This is a genomic window from Geodermatophilus siccatus, from assembly GCF_900103785.1.
GTDB lineage: Bacteria > Actinomycetota > Actinomycetes > Mycobacteriales > Geodermatophilaceae > Geodermatophilus > Geodermatophilus siccatus.
In genome coordinates this window covers 203,842-224,396 of record NZ_FNHE01000007.1, presented here as the reverse complement: position 1 = coordinate 224,396, position 20,555 = coordinate 203,842, and the positions used below count along the sequence as shown (strand labels likewise).

Below are 20,555 nucleotides of genomic sequence, written 5' to 3'. Positions count from 1 at the left end.
GGTGCTGGTAGTACGCGAAGTAGGTGGTGCTGCCGGCGAAGGCCGCCCCGAGCCCCACGGCCATGGACAGCCAGGCCGCCCGGTCCCGGCGGTCGGCCGCGACACGCAGGGCCACCACGAGGATCACGAGGGCGTCGACGGTCATGTTGAGCCACCAGTCGAGCGCCGCCCGGTAGCCCGGCGCCGAGCGCACCCCCGGCACGAGGGTGACCCCGTAGACCGCGCCGAGCGCCAGCATCAGCCAGGTGGTGGTGCGCATCAGCGAGGTGGTGGAGTGCGGCACGTCGCCTCCCGCATCTGGCCCGCTGGCCGAGCCGGACGTCGGACGAGGGACCGCGGACGCCGCGCTGCTCGACGGGGCAGTCCCCGGCGTCGCCTCGTGGAGGCGGTGGGCAGGACTATAGGCGGCGCGGCTGGGAGGCCGGAGCCGTGAGCGGTCCGCCCGGTGCGCCACGCGCCGGCTGCAGCACCCAGGGTCACCGCTCCGCGCGGCCGCACTCGTCCCGGTCGCAGTGCCGACCCGCGAGGGACTCCGACAGCCTCTTCGCACGGACGGGGCCGATCCCCGGCACCGCGGCGAGTTCCCGCTCGGTGACGGTCCAGGCGATGGGCAGCCCCTGGAAGTGCTCGACGATCCTGCCGGCGAGCCGGGGCCCGATGCCGGCGAGGCCCTGCAGGACGTGCAGGGCGGCGGGGTCCGCACCGCGGCGTCCGGGCCGCCTGTCCAACGTGTCGTGGGTGGCCTTGCCGGCCCAGCGGTGCAGTGACAGGACGGTGGCCACGGTGCCGTCGACGTCCGGCACCGCCTCCACCCAGATGCCGCGTGCGCGGACCGACCAGAGCAGGCTCCGGTAGGCGTCCCGGTGCCACGAGGTGACCGGGCGACCGGTGGGTCCGGTCGGCTCGGCGAACCCCTCGGCGTTCCACCGCACCTCGCCCTCGATGACGAGGACGGCGACGTCGAGGGCGCTCATCGCGGACACCGAACGGGTCAGCCGGCCGTCGCGGATCGAGGCGAACAGGTCGGCGACCGTCTTGCGCTGGACCCCCACCCGTCCCACCGGCCGGACGTCGAAGAGCACGTCCGCCCCGTACCGCTCGGGCAGCGACGACGTCGCACCGAGGTCGCGGATCCGCGCCGGCTCGGTGGGGGAGACCAGGAGTCCCGGCAGGACCGGCCCGGGGATCAGCGTTCCTCCCGTCCTGCCTTCGGCAAGGCTCGGGTCCGGTCGTGCTCCGGCGCGTCGAGCGGTGCGGCGACCGGGCGGCCCCGCGCATCCCAGCGGGCCGGCCGGCGCACCTCGTCGCCCTGGTCTGGGCCCTGTCATCGTGACCGCGGGGGCAGCGCCCTGTCCACACCCCGCCGACCGGGCGCCCCGGCCCCGGCGGACCGAGCGGTTGCCGCAGACCACGGCAGGGTGCGGGGGACGTCGCGTCGCGATGTGTCGACGCGGGAACAGCAGCGGCCGGGAGCGCGCTCACCACGGTGTGAGCGTCGCCCCCGCACCGACCGTCTCCTTCGACGACCGCTTCGCCCGCGAGCTGCCGGAGCTGGCGGTCGCGTGGCAGGCCGACGAGGTCCCGGACCCGCAGCTGCTCGTGCTCAACGACGCGCTGGCCGCCGAGCTCGGCCTCGACCCCGACGCGCTGCGCAGCCCCGAGGGCGTGCGCCTGCTCGTCGGCAACGCCGTCCCCGACGGCGCGAAGCCGGTGGCGCAGGCCTACGCCGGGCACCAGTTCGGCGGGTTCGTCCCGCGCCTCGGCGACGGGCGGGCGCTGCTGCTCGGGGAGCTGACCGACGCCGAGGGCCGGCTGCGCGACCTGCACCTCAAGGGCTCGGGCCGCACGCCGTTCTCGCGCGGCGGGGACGGGCTGGCCGCCGTCGGCCCCATGCTGCGCGAGCACGTCGTCAGCGAGGCGATGCACGCGCTCGGCATCCCGACCACGCGCTCCCTCGCCGTGGTGGCGACCGGGCGCACGATCCGCCGCGAGACCCTGCTGCCGGGCGCCGTCCTGGCGCGGGTGGCGAGCAGCCACCTGCGGGTGGGCAGCTTCCAGTACGCCCGCGCCACCGGGGACGCCGAGCTGCTGCGCCGCCTGGCCGACCACGCGATCGCCCGGCACCACCCCGCCTCGGCGGACGCCGAGAACCCGTACCTCGCGCTGTTCGAGGCCGTGGTCGCCGCCCAGGCGTCGCTGATCGCGCGGTGGATGCTGGTCGGCTTCGTCCACGGCGTCATGAACACCGACAACACGACGATCTCCGGCGAGACCATCGACTACGGCCCCTGCGCCTTCCTCGACGCCTTCGACCCGGCCACGGTCTTCAGCTCGATCGACACCGGCGGGCGCTACGCCTACGGCAACCAGCCGATCGTGGCCGAGTGGAACCTCGCCCGGTTCGCCGAGGCGCTCCTGCCGCTGCTGTCCGACGACCAGGAGCAGGCGGTCGCCCTCGCGGTCGCGGCGCTCGAGCGGTTCCGCCCGCAGTACAACGCCGCCTGGTCGGCCGGCATGCGCGCCAAGCTCGGCCTCCCCGAGGGGCTGGACGACGCGGTCGCCACGTCGCTCGCCGAGGACCTCCTCGCGCTCGTGCAGGAGAGCCGCGTCGACCTGACGTCCTTCTTCCGCGCGCTCGGTACCGCGGCCCGCGGCGACGCCGAGCCCGCGCGCCTCGTCGTCCTGGACCTCGCGCGGTTCGACGCCTGGCTCGAGCGGTGGCGCGCCGTCGGTCCGGACGCCGAGGCGATGGACCGGGTCAACCCCGTCTACACCCCCCGCAACCACCTCGTCGAGGAGGCGCTGCAGGCGGCGACCGCCGGCGACCTGGCTCCGCTGCAGCAGCTGCTCGAGGTGCTGGCCGCCCCCTACGAGGAGCGGCCGGGCCTCGAGCGCTACGCGGCCCCGGCTCCGGGCGGCACCGGCCCCTACCGCACCTTCTGCGGCACCTGAGGCGCCTGGCCGTTTGCCGTAACAGCAAGGTCTCTTGCCGCATCGGCGCCGTCCGTCGCACGGTGGCCGCGGAGGTGGTCACGGTGACCGACGAGCTGGGGAACGAGTACGACGTCGTGGTGGTCGGGGGTGGCGCCGCGGGGCTGAACGGGGCCCTGATGCTGGCCCGCTCCCGGCGGTCCGTGGTGGTGGTCGACGCGGGCGCGCCCCGCAACGCGCCGGCGGCCGGCGTGCACGGCCTGCTGGCCCGCGAGGGCATGCCGCCCAGCGAGCTGCTCGCCCGCGGGCGGGCCGAGGTCCGCTCCTACGGCGGCTCCGTCGTCGACGGCGAGGTCGTCCGTGCGGACCGGGACGGGAACGGCTTCGTCGTCGGGCTGGCCGACGGGCGGACGGTGCGGGCGCGGCGGCTGCTGGTCACCACCGGCCTGGTCGACGAGCTGCCCGACGTCCCCGGGCTGCGCGAGCGGTGGGGCCGCGACGTGCTGCACTGCCCGTACTGCCACGGCTGGGAGGTCCGCGACCAGGCCGTCGGCGTGCTGGCCTGCGGCCCCATGGCCGTGCACCAGGTGCTGCTGTTCCGGCAGCTCAGCGCCGACGTCACCCTGTTCGCGCACACCCAGGCGGCGCCCTCCGGCGAGCAGGCCGAGCAGCTGGCCGCCCTCGGCGTCCGGGTGGTGACCGGCGAGGTGGCCGGGCTCGAGGTCACCGACGACCGGCTCGTCGGCGTGCGGCTGGCCGACGGCACGGTGGTCGAGCGGGCGGCGGTCGCCGTCCAGTCCCGGATGGTCGCCCGCGCGGGCTTCCTCGCCGGTCTCGGCCTGACCCCGGTGCCGCACCCGTCGGGGATGGGGGAGCACCTGGTCGCCGACGCCGCCGGGCGCAGCGCCGTCCCCGGCGTGTGGCTCGCCGGCAACGTCACCGACCTGTCCGCGCAGGTCGGCTCGGCTGCGGCCGCGGGGGCGCTCGCAGGCGCGCAGGTCAACGCCGACCTGGTGGCCGAGGACGCCCGCCGGGCGGTCGCCGCCGCCCGGGCGCCGCTGGGGGTCTGAGCGGCGTCCGCCACAGCCAGGAATGGACGGTGCCGGCGCTGCCTTGGCCCCTGGCATCCGGCCAGCGTGGGCCGAGTCAGACCGCCTGGACGAATGGACGACCGTGACCGACCTGCAGGACCGCGCCGCGACCGCGACGCTCGCACCGACCCCCGAGGCCGCGCCGCCCAACCGGGCGCTGCTCGCCCTCCTCCTCGGCGCGTTCGTCGCCATCGGGCCGCTGACGATCGACATGTACCTGCCGGCGCTGCCCACCATCACCGCCGAGCTGGGGACGACGTCGGCGATGGTCCAGCTGACCCTCACCGGCACGCTCATCGGCCTGGCGATCGGCCAGCTGGTGCTCGGCCCGCTCTCCGACGCGTTCGGCCGTCGCGGACCCCTGCTGGCCGGCACGGCGCTGTACGTGGTCGCGTCGCTGCTGGTGCTCGTCGCCCCGACCATCGAGGTGCTCGGCGTCCTCCGCCTGCTGCAGGGGGTGGGGACGGCGGCCGGCGCGGTGGTCGCGATGGCGGTGGTGCGCGACCTGTTCACCGGGCGGGCGGCGGCCACGATGCTGTCCCGGCTGTTCCTCGTGCTCGGCGCCGCGCCGGTGCTGGCCCCCACGCTGGGCGGGGAGCTGCTGCGGGTCACCAGCTGGCGCGGCATCTTCGCCGTCCTCGCGGTCTACGGGCTGCTGCTGCTCGCCGTCGGGTGGTTCGGCCTGCGCGAGACGCTGCCGCCGTCCCGCCGCAGCGGCCGTGGTCTCGCGGGCACGCTGCACACCTACCGGGGGCTGCTGCGCGACCGGACGCTCGTCGGCCTGGTGCTGGTCGCCGGGCTGACGATGGCCGGGCTGTTCAGCTACGTCTCGGGTTCGTCGTTCGTCTTCCAGCGGCAGTACGGCCTCGACGAGCAGCAGTTCGGGCTGCTCTTCGGCGCCGGCGCCGTCTGGCTGATCGCGGCCACCCAGCTCAACCCGGTGGTGCTGCGGCGGTGGGCTCCGGCCCAGGTGCTCGTGGCCGGTGTCGTGGCCGGTGCCGTCTCGGGCGCGGCGCTCCTCGTCCTGGCCGGCACCGGCACCGGCGGGCTGCCGGGCGTCGTCCTCCCGCTGTGGGCGATGCTCTTCGCCACCGGCCTGGCGCTGCCCAACGCCCCGGCGCTGGCGCTGTCCCGGCACGGGGAGTCGGCCGGTTCGGCGGCGGCGCTGCTGGGCGCGGTGCAGTTCGGTGTCGGCGCCGCGGTGTCGCCGGTCGTCGGCCTGCTGGGCAACGACGCCGCGGCGATGGGCACGGTCATCCTCGCCGCGCTGGTGCTCGCGATCGGAGTGCTCGTGACCGTCGTCCGGCCCTGGCAGCTGACCGACGCGCCGGAGGAGCCCGCACCCGCCGGTGCGCACTGACCTCGGCCGGTTGACGACCGGCGGCCGCGCGGCCACGGTCGCCTGGTGCGGAGCGATCGCCGGGGCGGCCGGCCGGCCTCGGACGGGCGCGTGGTCGACCGTCGCGGGCTGGCCCTGCTGACCTCCAGCCACGTCGTGGACGACCTGTACCAGGGAGCGGTGCCCGCGCTGCTGCCGTTCCTGGTGCTGGAGCGGGGGTACTCCTACGCCGCGGCCACCGGCATCACCCTCGCCGCCACGGTGCTCTCGTCGGTGGTGCAGCCGGCCTTCGGCGTCCTGGTCGACCGGCGGCCCCTGCCCTGGCTGACCCCCCTGGGTCTGCTGGTCGCCGGGGTCGGCATCGGGCTGGCCGGCCTCGGCGACTCCTACTGGTGGACCTGGGCGGCGGTGGCCCTCTCCGGCCTCGGCGTGGCCGCCTACCACCCGGCGGCGGCCCGGGCGGCCCGTGCGGCTGCCGGCGCCTCGGCGCAGGGGATGAGCTGGTTCGCCGTCGGTGGCAACGCCGGCCTCGCCCTCGGCCCGGTCGTGGTCACGCCGGTGCTGCTGGCGTACGGCGTGGCGGGGACGCCGCTGCTGGCGCTGCCGGCCCTGGGCGCGGCCGCCGTCCTCCTGGCTCTCGGCCGCCGGGCCCGCGCCCGCCCACGCCCCGCCGCCGCGACCGGCGGGGCGCCGCAGCGGGAGGACGACTGGCGGTCATTCGGCTGGCTGACCGGGCTGGTGGTGATCCGCTCGGTCCTCTACTTCGGGGTCTCGTCCCTGGTCGCGCTGTACGTCATCGACCGCTTCGGCGTCCCCGCCCCGGCCGGCTCCGCGGCGCTGGCGACGTTCCTCGCCGTCGGGGCGGTCGGCACCCTCGCCGGCGGCTGGCTCGCCGACCGGTGGGGCCGGGTGCCGGCCATCCGCCTGGGCTACGCGGTCGCCGTGCCCGGTCTCGTCCTGCTCGTCGCGGCGCCGTCCTGGCCCGCGGCCCTCGTCGCCGCCGTCCTGCTCGGCGTGGGGCTGTACCTGCCCTTCTCCGTGCAGACCACCCTCGGGCAGGAGCTGCTGCCCAACCGGGTCGGCACGGCCTCCGGCGTCACCCTCGGCCTGGCCGTGTCCGCCGGCGGTGCCGTCACGCCCCTCTTCGGGGTGCTGGCCGACGCGCACGGCCTCGGCTGGTCGGTGGCCGCCCTCCTCCCACTGCCGCTGCTCGCCCTGCTGGTCAGCCTGCGGCTGCCCGGACCGACCACGTCGGCGCGGGGGGCGTCCCGCGCGGAGGGGGCCCCGGCCGAGCGGGCCGCCCCGCACCGCTGACGCGTCGTCCACCAGGGGCGCGACCCGGCGCGGCGGCGCTGCCGGGACCTGCGAATACTGGCCGGGTGACGGAGGGGGGCGCGGACCGGCGGACGTCGTTCTGGCCGCGGACCCGGGTCCGCCGTCCCGCCGACGGCGTCGCGCTGGGGTTCGCGGCCGGCGCGCTGCTGCTCCTGGTCCTGCTCGCCGTGCAGGCGCCGCAGGTGCCGGCCGCGGACGCCGACCTCGCCGACACGGCCCTCGGCGGACTGCCCGGCACCGTGCTCTCCGTCGCCAACGGCGTCGCCTCGCTCGCCGTGCTCGCCGTCCTGGGTGCCGTCCTGCTCGACGCGCTGCGCCGGCGCCGGTTCGCGGTCACCTCCGCGGCCCTCGCCTGTGCCCTGGCGCTGGGCGCGGGCGAGGCCGCGGAGTGGCTGCTGGGCCGGCAGGACCTGCTGGGGACGGCCGAGGACGCGGCGGTCACGCCGATCGCCGCCGCCGTCGGCCTGCTCGTCGGGGCCGACCTGCAGCGGCGCCCGCGGTGGACGACGCCCGCCCGGGTGGTGCTCGGCGCGGCCCTGCTGTGCGCGCTCGCACTGGGCAGCCTCACCCTGCTCAGCGGAGCGGTCGCCCTCCTCGCCGGGACCGCGGCGGGCCTGCTCGTCCGGGTGCTGGTCGGCGTGGTGCCCGCCCGCCCGGACGAGGAACGGGTCCGCGCGGTCCTCGCCGCGGCCGGGCTCCCGGTGGACCAGCTGTGCCCGCTGTCGCACCCGGCGGAGAGCCTGCGCTACGCCGCCACCTCGCCCGGCGGTGTCCTCGAGGTGACCGTCGTCGACCCCGACCGCCGCGGCGTCTCGCTGGCCCGCCGAGGGGTGTCGCTGGTGCGGCTGCGGTCGTCGGTCGTCGGCCGGCCCGCCCTCACCCTGCGCGGCCGGCTCGAGCGGGAGGCGCTCTGCGCCGGCATCGCCCGAGCGGCCGACGTCCCCGCGCCCACGGTGGTGACGCTGCTGTCCGCGGGGCCGGCCCTGCTGTCGGTGGCGCGGCCGCTCGCCGGCACGCCGCTCGCGGACGCGGACGCGGACGGCGGGGCGCACGAGGTGCTCCGGGCCGCCTTCACCGCGCTCCGGCGGGTGCACCGGGTCGGGGTGGCCCACGGCGCGCTCAGCCCGCAGTCCGTCGTCCTGCTGCCCGACGGCCGGGTGGGCTTCACCCGGTGGCGGTCCGCGCAGCCGGCGGCCAGCGAGCTGCAGCGCGAGCTGGACGTCGTGGCGCTCCTGGTCACCGCGGCCGCGCACGCCGGTGTCGAGGCGGCGGTGGCCGCCTTCCGCGACGGGTACGGGTCCGGGGCGCCGGCCGAGGCACGGCTGGCGGCGCTGGCCCAGCCGCTGGTGCTGCCCCCGCCCCTGCGCGAGGCGGTGCGCCGGACAGCGGTCGTCGGCGACCTGCGCACCACCCTGGCCGGGCCCTCCGGAGCGGTCCCGGCCACGGCGCCGCGGCTGGAGCGCGTGCGGCCGCGGACGGTCGTCACGATGGTGGCGGCGACCGTCGCCGCGTACGTCCTGGCCTCCCAGCTCTCCGAGGTCAGCCTCGGCAGCACGCTGAGCGCGGCCCGCTGGCAGTGGCTCGCGGTCGCGGTGCTCGGCTCGGCGGTGACCTACGTCGGCGCGGCACTGGCCCTGCAGGCCTTCGTGCCCGTCGACCTGCCCCTGGCCCGCACCACGTTGGTGCAGGTCGCGACGGCCTTCGTCACGCTGGTGACCCCGCCGACCGTGGGGCACGTCGGGATCGGCATCCGCTACCTCCAGCGCGCCGGCGTCCCGCTGGCGACGGCCGCGGCCAGCGTCGCCGTCAGCCAGGTCGTCACCGTCGTCGTGACGGTGGTCGTGCTGCTGGTGTGCAGCTGGGTGAGCGGCGTGTCCGCCTCCCGCCCGACGCTCCTGCCCAGCGGCGAGGTGCTCGTCGTCCTGCTCGTGGCGACGGCGGTGCTCGTCGCGGTGGCCATGCTGCCGCCGACCCGGCGGCTGCTGCACCGCCGCGTGGAGCCGCTGCTGCGCCAGACGCTGCCCCAGCTGCTCACCGCGCTGACCCAGCCGCGCCGCCTCGGGACGGCGGTGCTCGGCATCCTGCTGCTCAACGGCGGCTACGTGCTGGCGCTCGACGCCTCGCTGCGCGCCTTCTCCGCGTCGCTGTCCTTGCCGACGCTCGTCGTCGTGTACCTGGCGGCGTCCACGATCGGGTCGGCGGCGCCCACCCCCGGCGGGCTCGGGGCGGTCGAGGCCGCCCTCGTCGGCGCCCTGACAGCGACGGGTGTGCCGGTGACCGCCGCGCTCACCGCCGTCCTCGCCTTCCGGGCGGCGACGTTCTGGCTGCCGGCGCCGTTCGGCTGGCTCGCCTTCCTGGTGCTGCAGCGCAGGCAGCAGATCTAGCCGGTCGACAGGCGGCGCAGGACACCTGACCCGGCCGCGGACGGCGACCGGCGGTGGGGGACAGCCCTCCGGTGCATCCGATCGGGTGGACCCGCGCCCGTGTGGGTGTGAGCGCCTTGACCGGCATAACGCTGCGTGGTCGGTTGTGTCTGCCAGTCACCGGTCGGGGGATCGAGAGCACGTGCGAGACGCCCGCGGAGACGGCGGTCCGCGCCCACGAGCTCCCGGAGATCCGCATGTCCTCAGTCCCCGCGCCGCACGACCGGCGCCCTCGCCGTCGGAGGGCAGGGTCCACGGCCGTCGCCGGCCTGCTGACCGCAGGCCTGGCCCTCCTCGGCCTCGCCGTCCCCGGCACCGCGGCGGCGGACACCCGCCCGGTGCCTGCCGGTGAACCCGCCACCGTCGCCGCCGACGCGCTGCCCACGGTGCAGGTGAACGGCGTCGTCTGGGCGCAGGTCGTCGTCGGCAACACCGTCTACGCGGCCGGGCGGTTCACCACCGCCCGCCCGGCGGGTGCCGCGGCCGGCACCCAGGAGACGGTGCGCAACAACCTGCTCGCCTACGACATCCGCACCGGTGCGCTCATCACCTCCTTCGCCCCCGACCTCAACGCCCAGGCGCTGACCCTCGCGGCGTCCCCGGACGGCCGGCGGCTCTACGTCGGCGGCGACTTCACCCGCGCCAACGGTCAGGTCCGCAACCGCGTGGCCGCGTACGACACCGCGACCGGGGCGCTCGTCTCGTCGTTCGCGCCGAGCGTCAGCTCGCAGGTGCGCGCGCTGGCCGCCACGAACGACACCGTCTACCTCGGCGGCAACTTCTCCGCCCTCGGCGGGGTCAGCCGCAGCCAGCTGGCCGCGGTCCGCGCCTCCGACGGCGGCCTGCTGCCCTGGGCGCCCGTCCCCGGCCCCGGCTCGACGGCCGGCAACCGCGACGGCAACACGGCCACCAGCAGCGAGGTGATGGCCCTGGTCGTCACCGGCGGGGGCAGCCAGGTGGTGGCCGCCGGCCGGTTCGACACCCTCAACGGCGCCAAGGCCACCGGTGTCGGTGCCCTCGACGCGGCGACCGGCGCGACCCGGCCCTTCGCGATCAACCAGCTGATCACCAACCAGGGCGTCAACTCCGCGGTCTACAGCCTCTCCACCGACGGCACCGCGGTGTACGGCACCGGCTACGACTACTTCGGGCCGGGCAACTTCGAGGGCTCCTTCGCCGCGCGGGCCGACGGCGGCGCGGTCATCGCGATCAACGGCTGCCACGGTGACTCCTACTCGAGCTACCCGGTGGGCGGCGTCCTCTACATCGCGACGCACGCCCACACGTGCGAGCCGATCGGCGGCTACCCGGAGCAGAACCCCCGGGTGAACAAGTTCGCCACCGCGGTCACGACCACCGCCACCGGCACCACCACGGACCCGTCGCTGCGCAACACCAACCTGCGCGGCCAGCCCGCCCCGACGCTGCTGCCGTGGTTCCCGACCATGTCGGCCGGCCAGGTCACCGGTCAGCTGCAGGCCGGCTGGTCGGTCAGCGGCAACAGCCAGTACGTCGTCTTCGGCGGCGAGTTCCCGCGGGTCAACGGCGTCGCCCAGGAGGGGCTGGTCCGCTACGCCGTCTCCTCGCTGGCCCCCAACGACCGGGGGCCGGAGACGACGGCGGCGGCGCTGCGGCCCAACGCCACCTCGACGACGGCCGGGCAGGTCACCGTCACCTGGCCCGCCGCGTGGGACATGGACAACGCCGAGCTGACCTACCAGATCCTCCGGGACGGCGGGACGACCCCCGTCCACACCGTCACGGCCACGTCCTCGTGGTGGGACCGGCCCGAACTGACGTTCACCGACCAGCGGCCGGCCGGCTCCACGGCGTCCTACCGGGTCGTCGTCACCGACCCGTTCGGCAACACGGTCACCAGCTCGCCGTCGAACACGGTCACGGTGGCGTCGGGGACGAGCGCCTACGCCAACCGGGTCCTGGCCGACGGGCCCGACCAGTACTGGCGGCTCGGTGAGCCCTCCGGCACCACGGCCTACGACCACGCCGGCACCACCAACCTGACCACGGGTGCCGGGATCGTGCGGGGCACCGCGGGCGCCGTCCCGGCCGACTCCGCGGTCACCGCGAACGGGACGGGTACCGGCATCGCCTCCACCCGCGCCGCCACCGTGCCCACCTCCGCCAACGCGTTCAGCGTCGAGGCCTGGGTGCGCACCACCTCCGGCGGCCTCGTCGCCCAGTACAGCGACTCGCCCACGGCGGCGGCCACGAACCCCGCGGGGGCGGCCACCACGGTCGACCGGTCGCTCTACGTCGACGCCGAGGGCCGGCTGACCTTCGGCACCAAGCAGAGGACCACCTACCGGACCGTCCGCAGCCCCGGGCGCGTGGACGACGGCGCGTGGCACCACGTGGTCGCCACGGTCTCCGCCACGGGTGCGGCGCTGCACGTCGACGGCGCCCAGGTGGCGACCGAGCCGACGTTCACCACCGCCAGCACGTTCCTGAGCGGGTACTGGCACCTCGCCAGCGGCTCGCTGACCGGCTGGCCCAACGCCCCGGTGAACGCGTCGCTGGCCGGCTCGCTCGACGAGGTCGCGATCTACTCGGCGACGCTCACCGGCGAGCAGGTGCGGGCCCACCACGCGACCGCCACCGGCGCGCCGACGCCCAACGCGGCGCCGACGGCCCGGTTCACCGCCACCACCGACGGCCTCAGGGTCGCCGTCGACGCCGCGGCGTCGACCGACCCCGACGGCACGGTCGCCTCGGTGGCGTGGGACTTCGGCGACGGGGGCACCGGCACGGGGACGACGGCGTCGCACACCTACGCCGCCGCCGGCACCTACCCGGTGACGGTCACGGTGACCGACGACGACGGCGCCACCGCGAGGACCTCGCAGCAGGTGACGGTCACCGCGCCGCCGCCGACCGCTCCCTCGTCGATCGCCTCGGACGCCTTCGGCCGCACGGTCACCGGCGGGCTGGGCACCGCCGACGTCGGCGGCCCGTGGACGGCCACGGCCGGGGCGACCCGGCTCTCGGTCGAGCCCGGGACGGCGACCCTGGCGCTGCCGGCGGCGGGCAACAACACCGGTGCGTACCTGGGCCAGGTCGCCCAGACCGGGGTCGACGTCCGCACGTCGTTCTCGCTGAGCTCGATGCCGACCGGTGGAGGCACGTACGCGTACGTCACCGGGCGGCGGGTCTCGGCCGGGAACGAGTACCGGGTGCTGGTCAAGGTCATGGCCGACGGGCGGGTGTCGCTGACGCTGTCCCGGCTGGCCGGGGGCACCGAGTCGTGGCCGGGCGGCGAGGTCGTCGTCCCCGGGCTGACCTACCGCGCCGGGACGACGCTGCACGCCCGCGTGCAGGTCACCGGCACCGGCACGACCGACGTCTCCGCGACGGTGTGGGCCGACGGTGCGGCCGAGCCGGCCACGCCGCAGCTGGTGCGCACCGACACCACCGCGGCGCTGCAGGCGCCCGGCTCGGTCGGGCTGGCCGCCTACCGGCCGACCAGCGCCACCGCGGCGACCGCCGTCCGGGTCACCGGCTTCACGGCCACCGCGCCCGGGGCCGGGGGCGGGCAGCCGCCGGCGCCGAACCAGGCGCCGACGGCCGCCGCCACCGCCACGACCAGCGGGCTGTCGGTGAGCGTGGACGGGTCGGGCTCCACCGACCCCGACGGCACGGTGCGCTCGTACGCCTGGACCTTCGGCGACGGGGGGACGGCGACCGGCGTCACCGCGACGCACACCTACGCGGCGGCCGGCACCTACCCGGTGACGCTCACCGTGACCGACGACGACGGCGCCACGGCGACGACGAACCGCGCGGTCACCGTCGCCGCCGACACCCCGCCGCCGGGCCCGGTGGACCCGGCGGTGATCGCCGCCGACGCCTTCGGGCGCACGGTCACCGGCGGGCTCGGCACCGCCGACGTCGGCGGCGCGTGGACGGCCAGCGCCGGGGCGACCCGCCAGTCGGTGACCCCCGGGACGGCGACGCTCACGGCGGGGCCGGGCAACAACACCGGCTCGTACCTCGGCTCGGTCGCGCAGACCTCGGCCGATGTCCGGACGACGTTCTCGCTGGGCTCGGTCCCGACCGGGGGCGGCACGTACGTGTACGTCACCGGCCGGCGGGTGTCGGCGGGCAACGAGTACCGGGTGGCGGTCAAGGTCGGCTCGACCGGCCAGGTGTCGCTGGTGCTCTCGCGGCTGGCCGGCGGCGCGGAGGCCTGGCCCGGCGGTGAGGTCGTCGTCCCCGGGCTGACGTACCGGGCCGGGACCCCGCTGCACGTGCGGGTCCGCGTCTCGGGCACCGGCACGACCGACGTGGCGGCGTCCGTGTGGGCCGACGGTGCCGCCGAGCCGGCCACGCCGCAGCTGGTGCGCACCGACACCACCGCGGCGCTGCAGGCGCCCGGCTCGGTCGGGCTGGCCGCCTACACCTCGGGCACCGCGACCGCGCCGGTCGCCGTCCGGGTGACCGCGCTGGAGGTGCGCCCAGCCGGCTGAGCCGACCCACCCCCGAGGGCCCCCGTCGGCCGCAGTCCGCTGCGGCCGGCGGGGGCCCTCGTGCGTCGGGGCCCCGCACCCGCCGCCACCCGGTCGGGTGTCCCGGCGAGCCGCGCAACCTCACAAAGAGTCACGAGAGGGGCCGGATCCATGCGGAGAACTGCCTGATCACCACCGGATCGAGGGTGGTGATGACCCCTGGGCGCCGCGTGATCGTCACGCTTAGTGTTCGCCGACCGGCCCGGGAGAGGCCGGCTCACGGGGAACGACGGGGGACCACCCATGCACGCGAGAAGGCTCTTGGCGGGGCTCGTCAGCACGCTCCTGCTCGGCACCGGACTGGCGGTCCTGCCGGCCACCGGGGCACTGGCGGACTCCGCACCGCTGGACCCCGCCGACCCGGCCACCCCGGTCACGGTCACCGCCGACCCCCTGCCCACCGTGCAGATCAACGGCGTCGCCTGGTCGCAGGTCGTCGTCGGCGACGTCGTCTACGTCGCGGGCCGGTTCACCACCGCACGCCCCGCCGGTGCGCCGGCCGGCGTCAACGAGGTGCCCCGCGACAACGTCCTCGCCTACGACGTCCGCACCGGCGCCCTGATCACCTCGTTCGCGCCGTCGCTCAACGGGCAGGCGCTGAGCATCGCGGCGTCCCCCGACGGCTCCCGCATCTACGTCGGCGGGGACTTCACCCAGGTCAACGGCCAGCCCCGCAGCCGCATCGCCGCCCTGACCCCGGCCGGCGCGCTGGTCGCCACCTGGCGGCCGGCCGTCCAGGGGCAGGTGCGCGCCATCGCCGCGACCAACGACTTCGTCTACTTCGGCGGCAACGTCACCGCCGTCGGTGCCGTGAGCCGCACCCGGCTGGCCGTCGTCACCGCCGTCGACGGCTCGCTGACCACCTGGGCGCCGGTGCCCGGCTACGGCAGCACCGCCGGCAACACCGACGGCAACCGGACGCTGACCAACGAGGTCCTCTCGATGGTCCTCACGAACGGCAACACCCAGCTCGTCGTCGCCGGCCGCTTCGACACCATGAACGGCGTCCGGGCGACCGGCGTCGCGGCGGTCGACGCGTTCACCAGCGTCACCCGGCCCTTCGCGATCAACCAGCAGCTCACCAACCAGGGCGTGAACTCGGCGATCTGGAGCCTGTCCACCGACGGGACGGCGGTCTACGGCACCGGCTACAACTTCTTCGGCCCGGGCAACCTCGAGGGCTCCTTCGCGGCCGAGGTCACCGGGGGCCGGGTGCGGTGGATCAACGACTGCTGGGGCGACTCCTACGCCACCCACCCGATGGGCGGCGTGCTCTACCAGGCCAACCACGCGCACGACTGCGACGACATCGGCAGCTTCCCGGAGCAGACCGAGCGGGTCTGGAAGCGGGCGACGGCGCTCAGCACGGCGGCCACCGGCATCGTCGGCAACCTGCACCACCCGACCTGGCAGCGGCAGCCGGCGCCGACCGTGCTGCCCTGGTTCCCGACCATGGCCGCCGGCACCGCCACCGGGCAGGCGCAGGCCGGCTGGAGCGTCAGCGGCAACGGCCGCTACGTCGTCTACGGCGGCGAGTTCCCCACGGTCAACGGCGTCGCGCAGCAGGGCCTGGTGCGCTACGCGCTGCCGTCGATCGCACCGAACCGGGTGGGTCCGGACGTCTCCGGGTCCACGCCGACCGCCGCCGTCCTCGGTGCCGGCACCGTGCGCGTGGCCTGGCGGGCCGCGAGCGACCCGGACAACGAGCACCTGACCTACCGCGTGTACCGGGACGGCGGCACCACGCCGGTCGCCACGCTCACCCGCCCCTCGCAGTGGTGGGACCGGCCGGTGCTCGGCTGGACCGACACCGGCCTGACCGCCGGGGCGCACTCCTACCGGGTCACCGTCGCCGACCCGGCCGGCACCACCGTCTCGCTGCCCCAGGTGGCGGTGCAGGTGCCGGCCGCCGGCACCTCCGCCCGGGCGTACTCGTCAGCGGTGCAGGCCGACGGGGCGACCTCCTACTGGCCGCTGGGTGAGGGCTCCGGCGCGACCGGCTTCGACCGGGCCGGTGGCAACGACCTGCAGGCCTTCGCCGGGGTGACCCGCGGGCCCGGCGCGGTCGCCGGTGACCCCGACGGCGCCGTGCGGCTCAACGGCACGACCGCCGGCTACCTGGCCACCACCACGCCGACCTCGGCGCCGCAGACCTTCAGCGCCGAGTTCTGGTTCAGCACCACGACCACGGCCGGTGGCCGGTTCCTCGGCTTCGGCAACCTGCGGACCGGCAGCAGCGTCCACCACGACCGGCTGGTGTACATGGACGCCGCCGGCCGGCTGAACTTCGGCGTGTGGCCGCTGGAGACCAAGCTGCTCACCACGCCCACGGCCTACAACGACGGCCGCTGGCACCACGTCGTGGCGTCCCTGGGCCGCACCGGCATGCAGCTGTTCGTGGACGGCAGGCTCGTCGCCTCCCGCGCCGACGGGACCCGGGGACAGCACAACCACGGCTACTGGCGGGTGGGTGGTGACCGCACCTGGGCCGGCGCCGAGTACGTCAACGCGCAGGTCGACGAGGTCGCCCTCTACCCGGCGGTGCTGTCCGCGGACAAGGTGGCCAACCACTTCACCCTGGGCACCACCGGCCGGCCCACCGACACCGCGCCGACCGCGTCGTTCACCACGACCTCGCGCGACCTGACCGTGGCCGTCGACGGCAGCGGCTCGACCGACACCGGCGGCCGGGTCACCGCGCACGCCTGGAACTGGGGCGACGGCACCCCCGCCGGCTCCGGCGCCACCGCCACGCACACCTACGCGGCGGCTGGCACGCACACCGTCACGTTGACCGTCACCGACGACGGCGGACGGACCGGCACGACCTCGCGCCAGGTCACCGTGACCGCGCCCCCGGCCAACCGGCCGCCCGCGGCCGCCTTCACCGTGGCCACCAGCGGGACCACCGTGGCGGTCGACGGCCGGGGCTCGGTGGACACCGACGGCTCCGTCACCTCGTACGCCTGGTCCTTCGGCGACGGCGGGACGGCGACCGGTGCCACGGCGCCGCACACCTACGCCGCGGCGGGCACGTACACGGTGACCCTGACGGTCACCGACGACGACGGTGCCACCGGCAGCAGCGCGCAGCAGGTGACGGTCACCGCGCCGCCGGTCGGCGCGCTCGCCCGCGACGCCTTCAACCGGACGACGACCGGCGGCTGGGGCACCGCGGACCTCGGCGGCGCGTGGACGGCGACGGCCGGCGCGGCCCGGCTGTCGGTGCGCCCCGGGACGGGGGAGCTCGCGCTGCCGGCCGCGGGCAACAACACCGGCGCGCTCCTCGGCGGGGTCTCCACGACCTCGGCCGACGTGCGCACCTCGTTCGCGCTCAGCTCGATGCCCACCGGGGCCGGCACGTACGTGTACGTCACCGGCCGGCGGGTCTCGGCGGGCACCGAGTACCGCGTGCTGGTCAGGGTCGCCGCCGACGGGCGGGTGTCGCTGACGCTGTCCCGGCTGGCCGGGGGCGTCGAGGGCTGGCCGGGCGGCGAGGTCGTCGTCCCGGGCCTGACCTACACACCGGGGATGCGCCTGGAGGTGCGGGTCCGGGTGTCCGGCGCCGGCAGCACCGACGTGGCCGCAGCGGTGTGGGCGGCCGGCACCGCCGAGCCCACGACGCCGCAGCTGGTGCGCGCCGACGCCACCGCCGCCCTGCAGGCGCCGGGTGCGGTCGGGATCGCGGCCTACCGGCCGGCCAGCGCCACCGCGGCGACGGCGGTCCGGGTCAGCGGGTTCGAGGTGACCGCCGGGCGCTGAGCGGCGACTCCACCCCCGCGGCGCCGGGACGGGGAGCAGCCCCCCGTCCCGGCGCCGCCGTCCGCTGCACGCCCGGCGGGCTGGCCCAGTCAGAGCGCCAGGAACCAGCCCAGCGCGCCCGCCACGACGCCGATCAGCAGCAGCGCGGTGGCGGCAGCACGGTCGAACCGGTTGCCCAGCAGGGAGTCCAGCAGGCCGGTGAGCTCACCGAGCCGGACGGGCGCCTCCCTATCGCGTCCTGCCGTGCCGCCGTCGCGCCAGCGACGCAGGGCGGAGCCGGTCCGACGGGCGTCTGCGGCCAGCAGCGCCAGGCCGGTGACCTGAGCGAGCAGCGCCACGGAGAAGCAGACGACGGCCAGGGCGACCTGCGCGGTCTCGCTCATGCCGCCGAGCGTGCCGGAAACACCGGTCGGGTGGGACGGGGAGCCCGTGCACCGATCAGGCCGATGACGCACCCTCGCCGGCGCCCCGGACCGGTGGCGTTCCCGCGTGCGCGGGCCCGGCCGTGTCATCGTCGCCCCGTGCTTCCCGCCCTCGCCGTCGTCGCCCTGCTCCTCGGGGCGGGCGCGGGCCTGCTGGCCAACCGCGCCGCCGGGCGCTTCCCCTGGCCGCCGGGTGCCGGCGCCCGGGAGCTGCTGGGGCCCGGGCCGGTCGCCGTCCGCCCGCCGGTGGTCGAGGTCGCGACCGCGCTGCTGACGGTGCTCACCGCGCTGAGCACCGGGCTCTCCTGGGAGCTGCCGGCGTTCCTGCTGCTCGCCGTCGCGGGCGTGCTGCTCGCCGTGGTCGACCTGCAGCACCGGCTGCTGCCCAACCGCGTGGTGCTGCCGGCGCTCGCCGCGGGGACGGCGCTGCTGCTCCTCCCGGCCCTCGTCGACGGCGCCTGGGACGCGCTGCTGCGCGCCGTGCTGGGCGCCGCGGCCCTGTTCACGGTGTACCTCGTGCTCGCGCTCGTCTCGCCCGGTGGCCTGGGCATGGGCGACGTGAAGCTGGCCGCGCTCCTCGGCCTGTACCTGGGCTGGCTCGGCTGGGCGGCGGTCGTGCTGGGCACACTCACCGGCTTCGTCGTCCAGGCCGTCGTGGCGCTGGGCCTGCTGGCGACCCGGCGGATCGGGCTGCGCGGCGAGCTGCCGTTCGGCCCGGCCATGCTCGCCGGCGCAGCCCTCGTCATCGGCGGGACCGCGCTGCTGCCCTGAGCGTCGCTGCTGCCCTGACCGTCACGGCCGTCCCCGCGGAGATGGCCGGGAGCTGGCCGTCACGGGCGGTGACCCCGGCGGCGGAGCGGTCGCCCGGGCAGGTGGACGGTGTCCGCCGACCGGGTGGCCGGGGCTCAAGCCGGGCATCCGACCGCTCGACACCTCCTGGCAAGTGCCGCGACGCCGGGTCGCCCGACCCGGACCGGCCGGCACCGTCCCCAGGGAGTCCCCGTGCTGAACCTCGTCCCCAACCCGCTGGCCACGCTCGCCACGCTCTACTCGTTCGCCGAGGAGCGCCTCAAGCGCGAGGAGAAGGGCGCGACCGCCGTCGAGTACGGCCTCATGGTCGGCCTGATCGCCGTCGCGATCATCGGCGCGGTCATCTTCCTCAGCGACCAGCTCGAGGCCCTCTTCAACAGCATCGGCGGCGACCTGCAGGACGCCGCCACCACCCCGGCCGCCCCCGCCGCCGGCTGACCCGGACCGCACGCCACGGCGCAGCGGCCCCGTCCCCCCGGGGCCGCTGCGCCGCGCCGCACCCGGACGACGACAGCGGGAGAGGAGGTGGGGGAGGAGTGCGCACCCGACTGCGCGACGAGCACGGCGCGAGCGCCGTGGAGTTCGCGTTCATCGTGCCGCTGCTGCTGCTCCTGGTGCTCGGCATCGCCGAGTTCGGGCACGCGTTCCAGGTGCAGGGCACCCTGTCCGCCGCCGCCCGCGAGGGCGCCCGGGTGATGGCCCTGCAGAACGACCCCGCCGCGGCGCGCGCCGCCGTCCGCAGCGCCACCCCGACGCTCGACCCGGTCGTCACCGACGCGCAGATCACCGTCGCGCCGACGGCCTGCCCGCCGACCAGCACGACCACCACGAACGTGCGGGTGACCGTCGACTACCCGATGCCCTTCCTCACCGACTTCTTCGGCGCGGACATCGACCTGACCGGGACGGGGGTCATGCGGTGCAACGGCTGAGGGAGGACCGTCGCGCCGGGAGACCGCAGGGCGCCCGCCCTGCCCTCCGGCGCCGGCTCGCCGGCGAGCGCGGCGGCTCCGCGGTGCTCCTGGCGCTGCTGATGGTGCCCGTCCTCGGGTTCACCGCGATCGCCGTCGACATCGGCGCCCTGTACGCGGAGAGGGCCCGGCTGCAGACGGCCGCCGACGCCGCGGCCCTCGCCGTCGCCCGCGACTGCGCCCGCGGCGCCTGCGGCGACATGCGGGCCACCGCGCAGGCGCTGGTCGACGCCAACCTCGGCGACGCCACCGCCGCCCCACCGGTGCTCGCCTCCGACCCGCTGCGGGTCACGGTGACCGGCAGCACCCCGCAGGAGCACTGGTTCGCGCCGGTCATCGGCCACGACTCGACCCAGGTGGCGGCCAGCGCGACCGTCGCCTGGGGCGCGCCCACCGGTGGGACGGCGATGCTGCCGCTGGTCTTCTCGTGGTGCGAGTTCCAGGCCCAGACCGGCGGCGGCCTGCCCTCGACCACCACCGCGCGCACCATCGAGCTGCCCAAGAAGTCCGGCACCGGGTGCACCGGGCCGTCGGACGTGTTCGTCCCCGGCGGCTTCGGCTGGCTCACCACGGACGGCGGGACCACCTGCCGGGCCACCAGCCGCGTGGGCGGCCGGTTCACCTCCGAGCCGGGCAACAACCCGTCGCAGGGCTGCGACACCGACGACGTGGCCGCGCTCCTGGGCCGGACCGTGCTCCTGCCGATCTTCGACGAGGCGGGCGGCACCGGCAGCAGCGCCTGGTACCACGTCTACGGGTACGCGGCGTTCACGATCACCGCCTACCACTTCGGCGGCCAGTACGACGCCGGCCAGCCGTGCAAGGGCGAGGACCGCTGCATCCGCGGCTACTTCACCCGCTTCGTCGACGCCGGCGACTCCTTCACCTACGGCCCCGGCGCGCCCTCCCTGGGTGCCTGGGTCCTCCGACTCGTCCGATAGGGGACCT

General features: G+C 76.5%; 13 protein-coding genes. 11 read left to right on the top strand and 2 right to left on the bottom strand.

The window, feature by feature from the left end:
* Positions 1–476: 476 nt before the first annotated feature.
* The gene (locus BLS21_RS14785; protein WP_091219727.1) at positions 477–1,082 is read right to left on the bottom strand and encodes an ERCC4 domain-containing protein; all 606 of its coding nucleotides are present in this window, start codon (positions 1,080–1,082) and stop codon (positions 477–479) included.
* A 406-nt stretch (positions 1,083–1,488) separates the two neighbouring features.
* On the opposite strand from BLS21_RS14785, the gene BLS21_RS14780 reads away from it, so the two are divergent.
* The 7 genes from BLS21_RS14780 (at position 1,489) to BLS21_RS14750 (ending at position 17,404) form a co-directional block, all read left to right on the top strand.
* On the top strand, positions 1,489–2,952 hold the full coding sequence (locus BLS21_RS14780) for a protein adenylyltransferase SelO (protein WP_091219724.1): 1,464 nt from the start codon (positions 1,489–1,491) through the stop codon (positions 2,950–2,952).
* An 83-nt stretch (positions 2,953–3,035) separates the two neighbouring features.
* Positions 3,036–4,001 (top strand): NAD(P)/FAD-dependent oxidoreductase, encoded by a 966-nt coding sequence (locus tag BLS21_RS14775; protein WP_091219944.1) that lies wholly within the window; start codon positions 3,036–3,038, stop codon positions 3,999–4,001.
* Positions 4,002–4,104: 103 nt separating this feature from the next.
* Positions 4,105–5,382, top strand: a complete 1,278-nt coding sequence (locus tag BLS21_RS14770; protein ID WP_217636135.1) for a multidrug effflux MFS transporter — start codon at positions 4,105–4,107, stop codon at positions 5,380–5,382.
* A gap of 90 nt (positions 5,383–5,472) precedes the next feature.
* Complete coding sequence (locus BLS21_RS14765; protein ID WP_091219722.1) at positions 5,473–6,675, top strand: MFS transporter; 1,203 nt, start codon at positions 5,473–5,475, stop codon at positions 6,673–6,675.
* 65 nt (positions 6,676–6,740) lie between these two features.
* Positions 6,741–9,080, top strand: a complete 2,340-nt coding sequence (locus BLS21_RS14760; protein WP_091219719.1) for a lysylphosphatidylglycerol synthase transmembrane domain-containing protein — start codon at positions 6,741–6,743, stop codon at positions 9,078–9,080.
* Between the two features lie 236 nt (positions 9,081–9,316).
* Positions 9,317–13,603, top strand: a complete 4,287-nt coding sequence (locus BLS21_RS14755; protein WP_091219717.1) for a PKD domain-containing protein — start codon at positions 9,317–9,319, stop codon at positions 13,601–13,603.
* A gap of 300 nt (positions 13,604–13,903) precedes the next feature.
* Positions 13,904–17,404, top strand: coding sequence for a PKD domain-containing protein (locus tag BLS21_RS14750; protein WP_245700428.1), 3,501 nt, complete (start codon positions 13,904–13,906; stop codon positions 17,402–17,404).
* Positions 17,405–17,493: 89 nt separating this feature from the next.
* Here BLS21_RS14750 and BLS21_RS14745 read toward each other — a convergent pair whose 3' ends face one another.
* Positions 17,494–17,787, bottom strand: a complete 294-nt coding sequence (locus tag BLS21_RS14745; protein WP_091219712.1) for a hypothetical protein — start codon at positions 17,785–17,787, stop codon at positions 17,494–17,496.
* A gap of 138 nt (positions 17,788–17,925) precedes the next feature.
* Between BLS21_RS14745 and BLS21_RS14740 the strand changes: the two genes are divergently transcribed.
* From BLS21_RS14740 to BLS21_RS14725, 4 genes are all read left to right on the top strand, one after another.
* Positions 17,926–18,597, top strand: coding sequence for a prepilin peptidase (locus BLS21_RS14740; RefSeq protein ID WP_091219710.1), 672 nt, complete (start codon positions 17,926–17,928; stop codon positions 18,595–18,597).
* Positions 18,598–18,828: 231 nt separating this feature from the next.
* Entirely contained in the window at positions 18,829–19,074 is a 246-nt protein-coding gene (locus BLS21_RS14735; RefSeq protein WP_091219708.1) for a Flp family type IVb pilin, read from the top strand.
* Between the two features lie 98 nt (positions 19,075–19,172).
* Entirely contained in the window at positions 19,173–19,568 is a 396-nt protein-coding gene (locus tag BLS21_RS14730; protein WP_091219706.1) for a TadE/TadG family type IV pilus assembly protein, read from the top strand.
* Positions 19,556–20,548, top strand: a complete 993-nt coding sequence (locus BLS21_RS14725) for a pilus assembly protein TadG-related protein (RefSeq protein WP_245700427.1) — start codon at positions 19,556–19,558, stop codon at positions 20,546–20,548. The genes BLS21_RS14730 and BLS21_RS14725 overlap by 13 nt, the downstream gene beginning before the upstream one ends.
* Positions 20,549–20,555 lie beyond the last annotated feature (7 nt).

Bases quoted from the DNA above. Each gene is read 5' to 3' on its own strand.
- BLS21_RS14755 (WP_091219717.1), top strand. From the start codon at position 9,317: ATGTCCTCAGTCCCCGCGCCGCACGACCGGCGCCCTCGCCGTCGGAGG.
- BLS21_RS14745 (WP_091219712.1), bottom strand. From the start codon at position 17,787: ATGAGCGAGACCGCGCAGGTCGCCCTGGCCGTCGTCTGCTTCTCCGTG.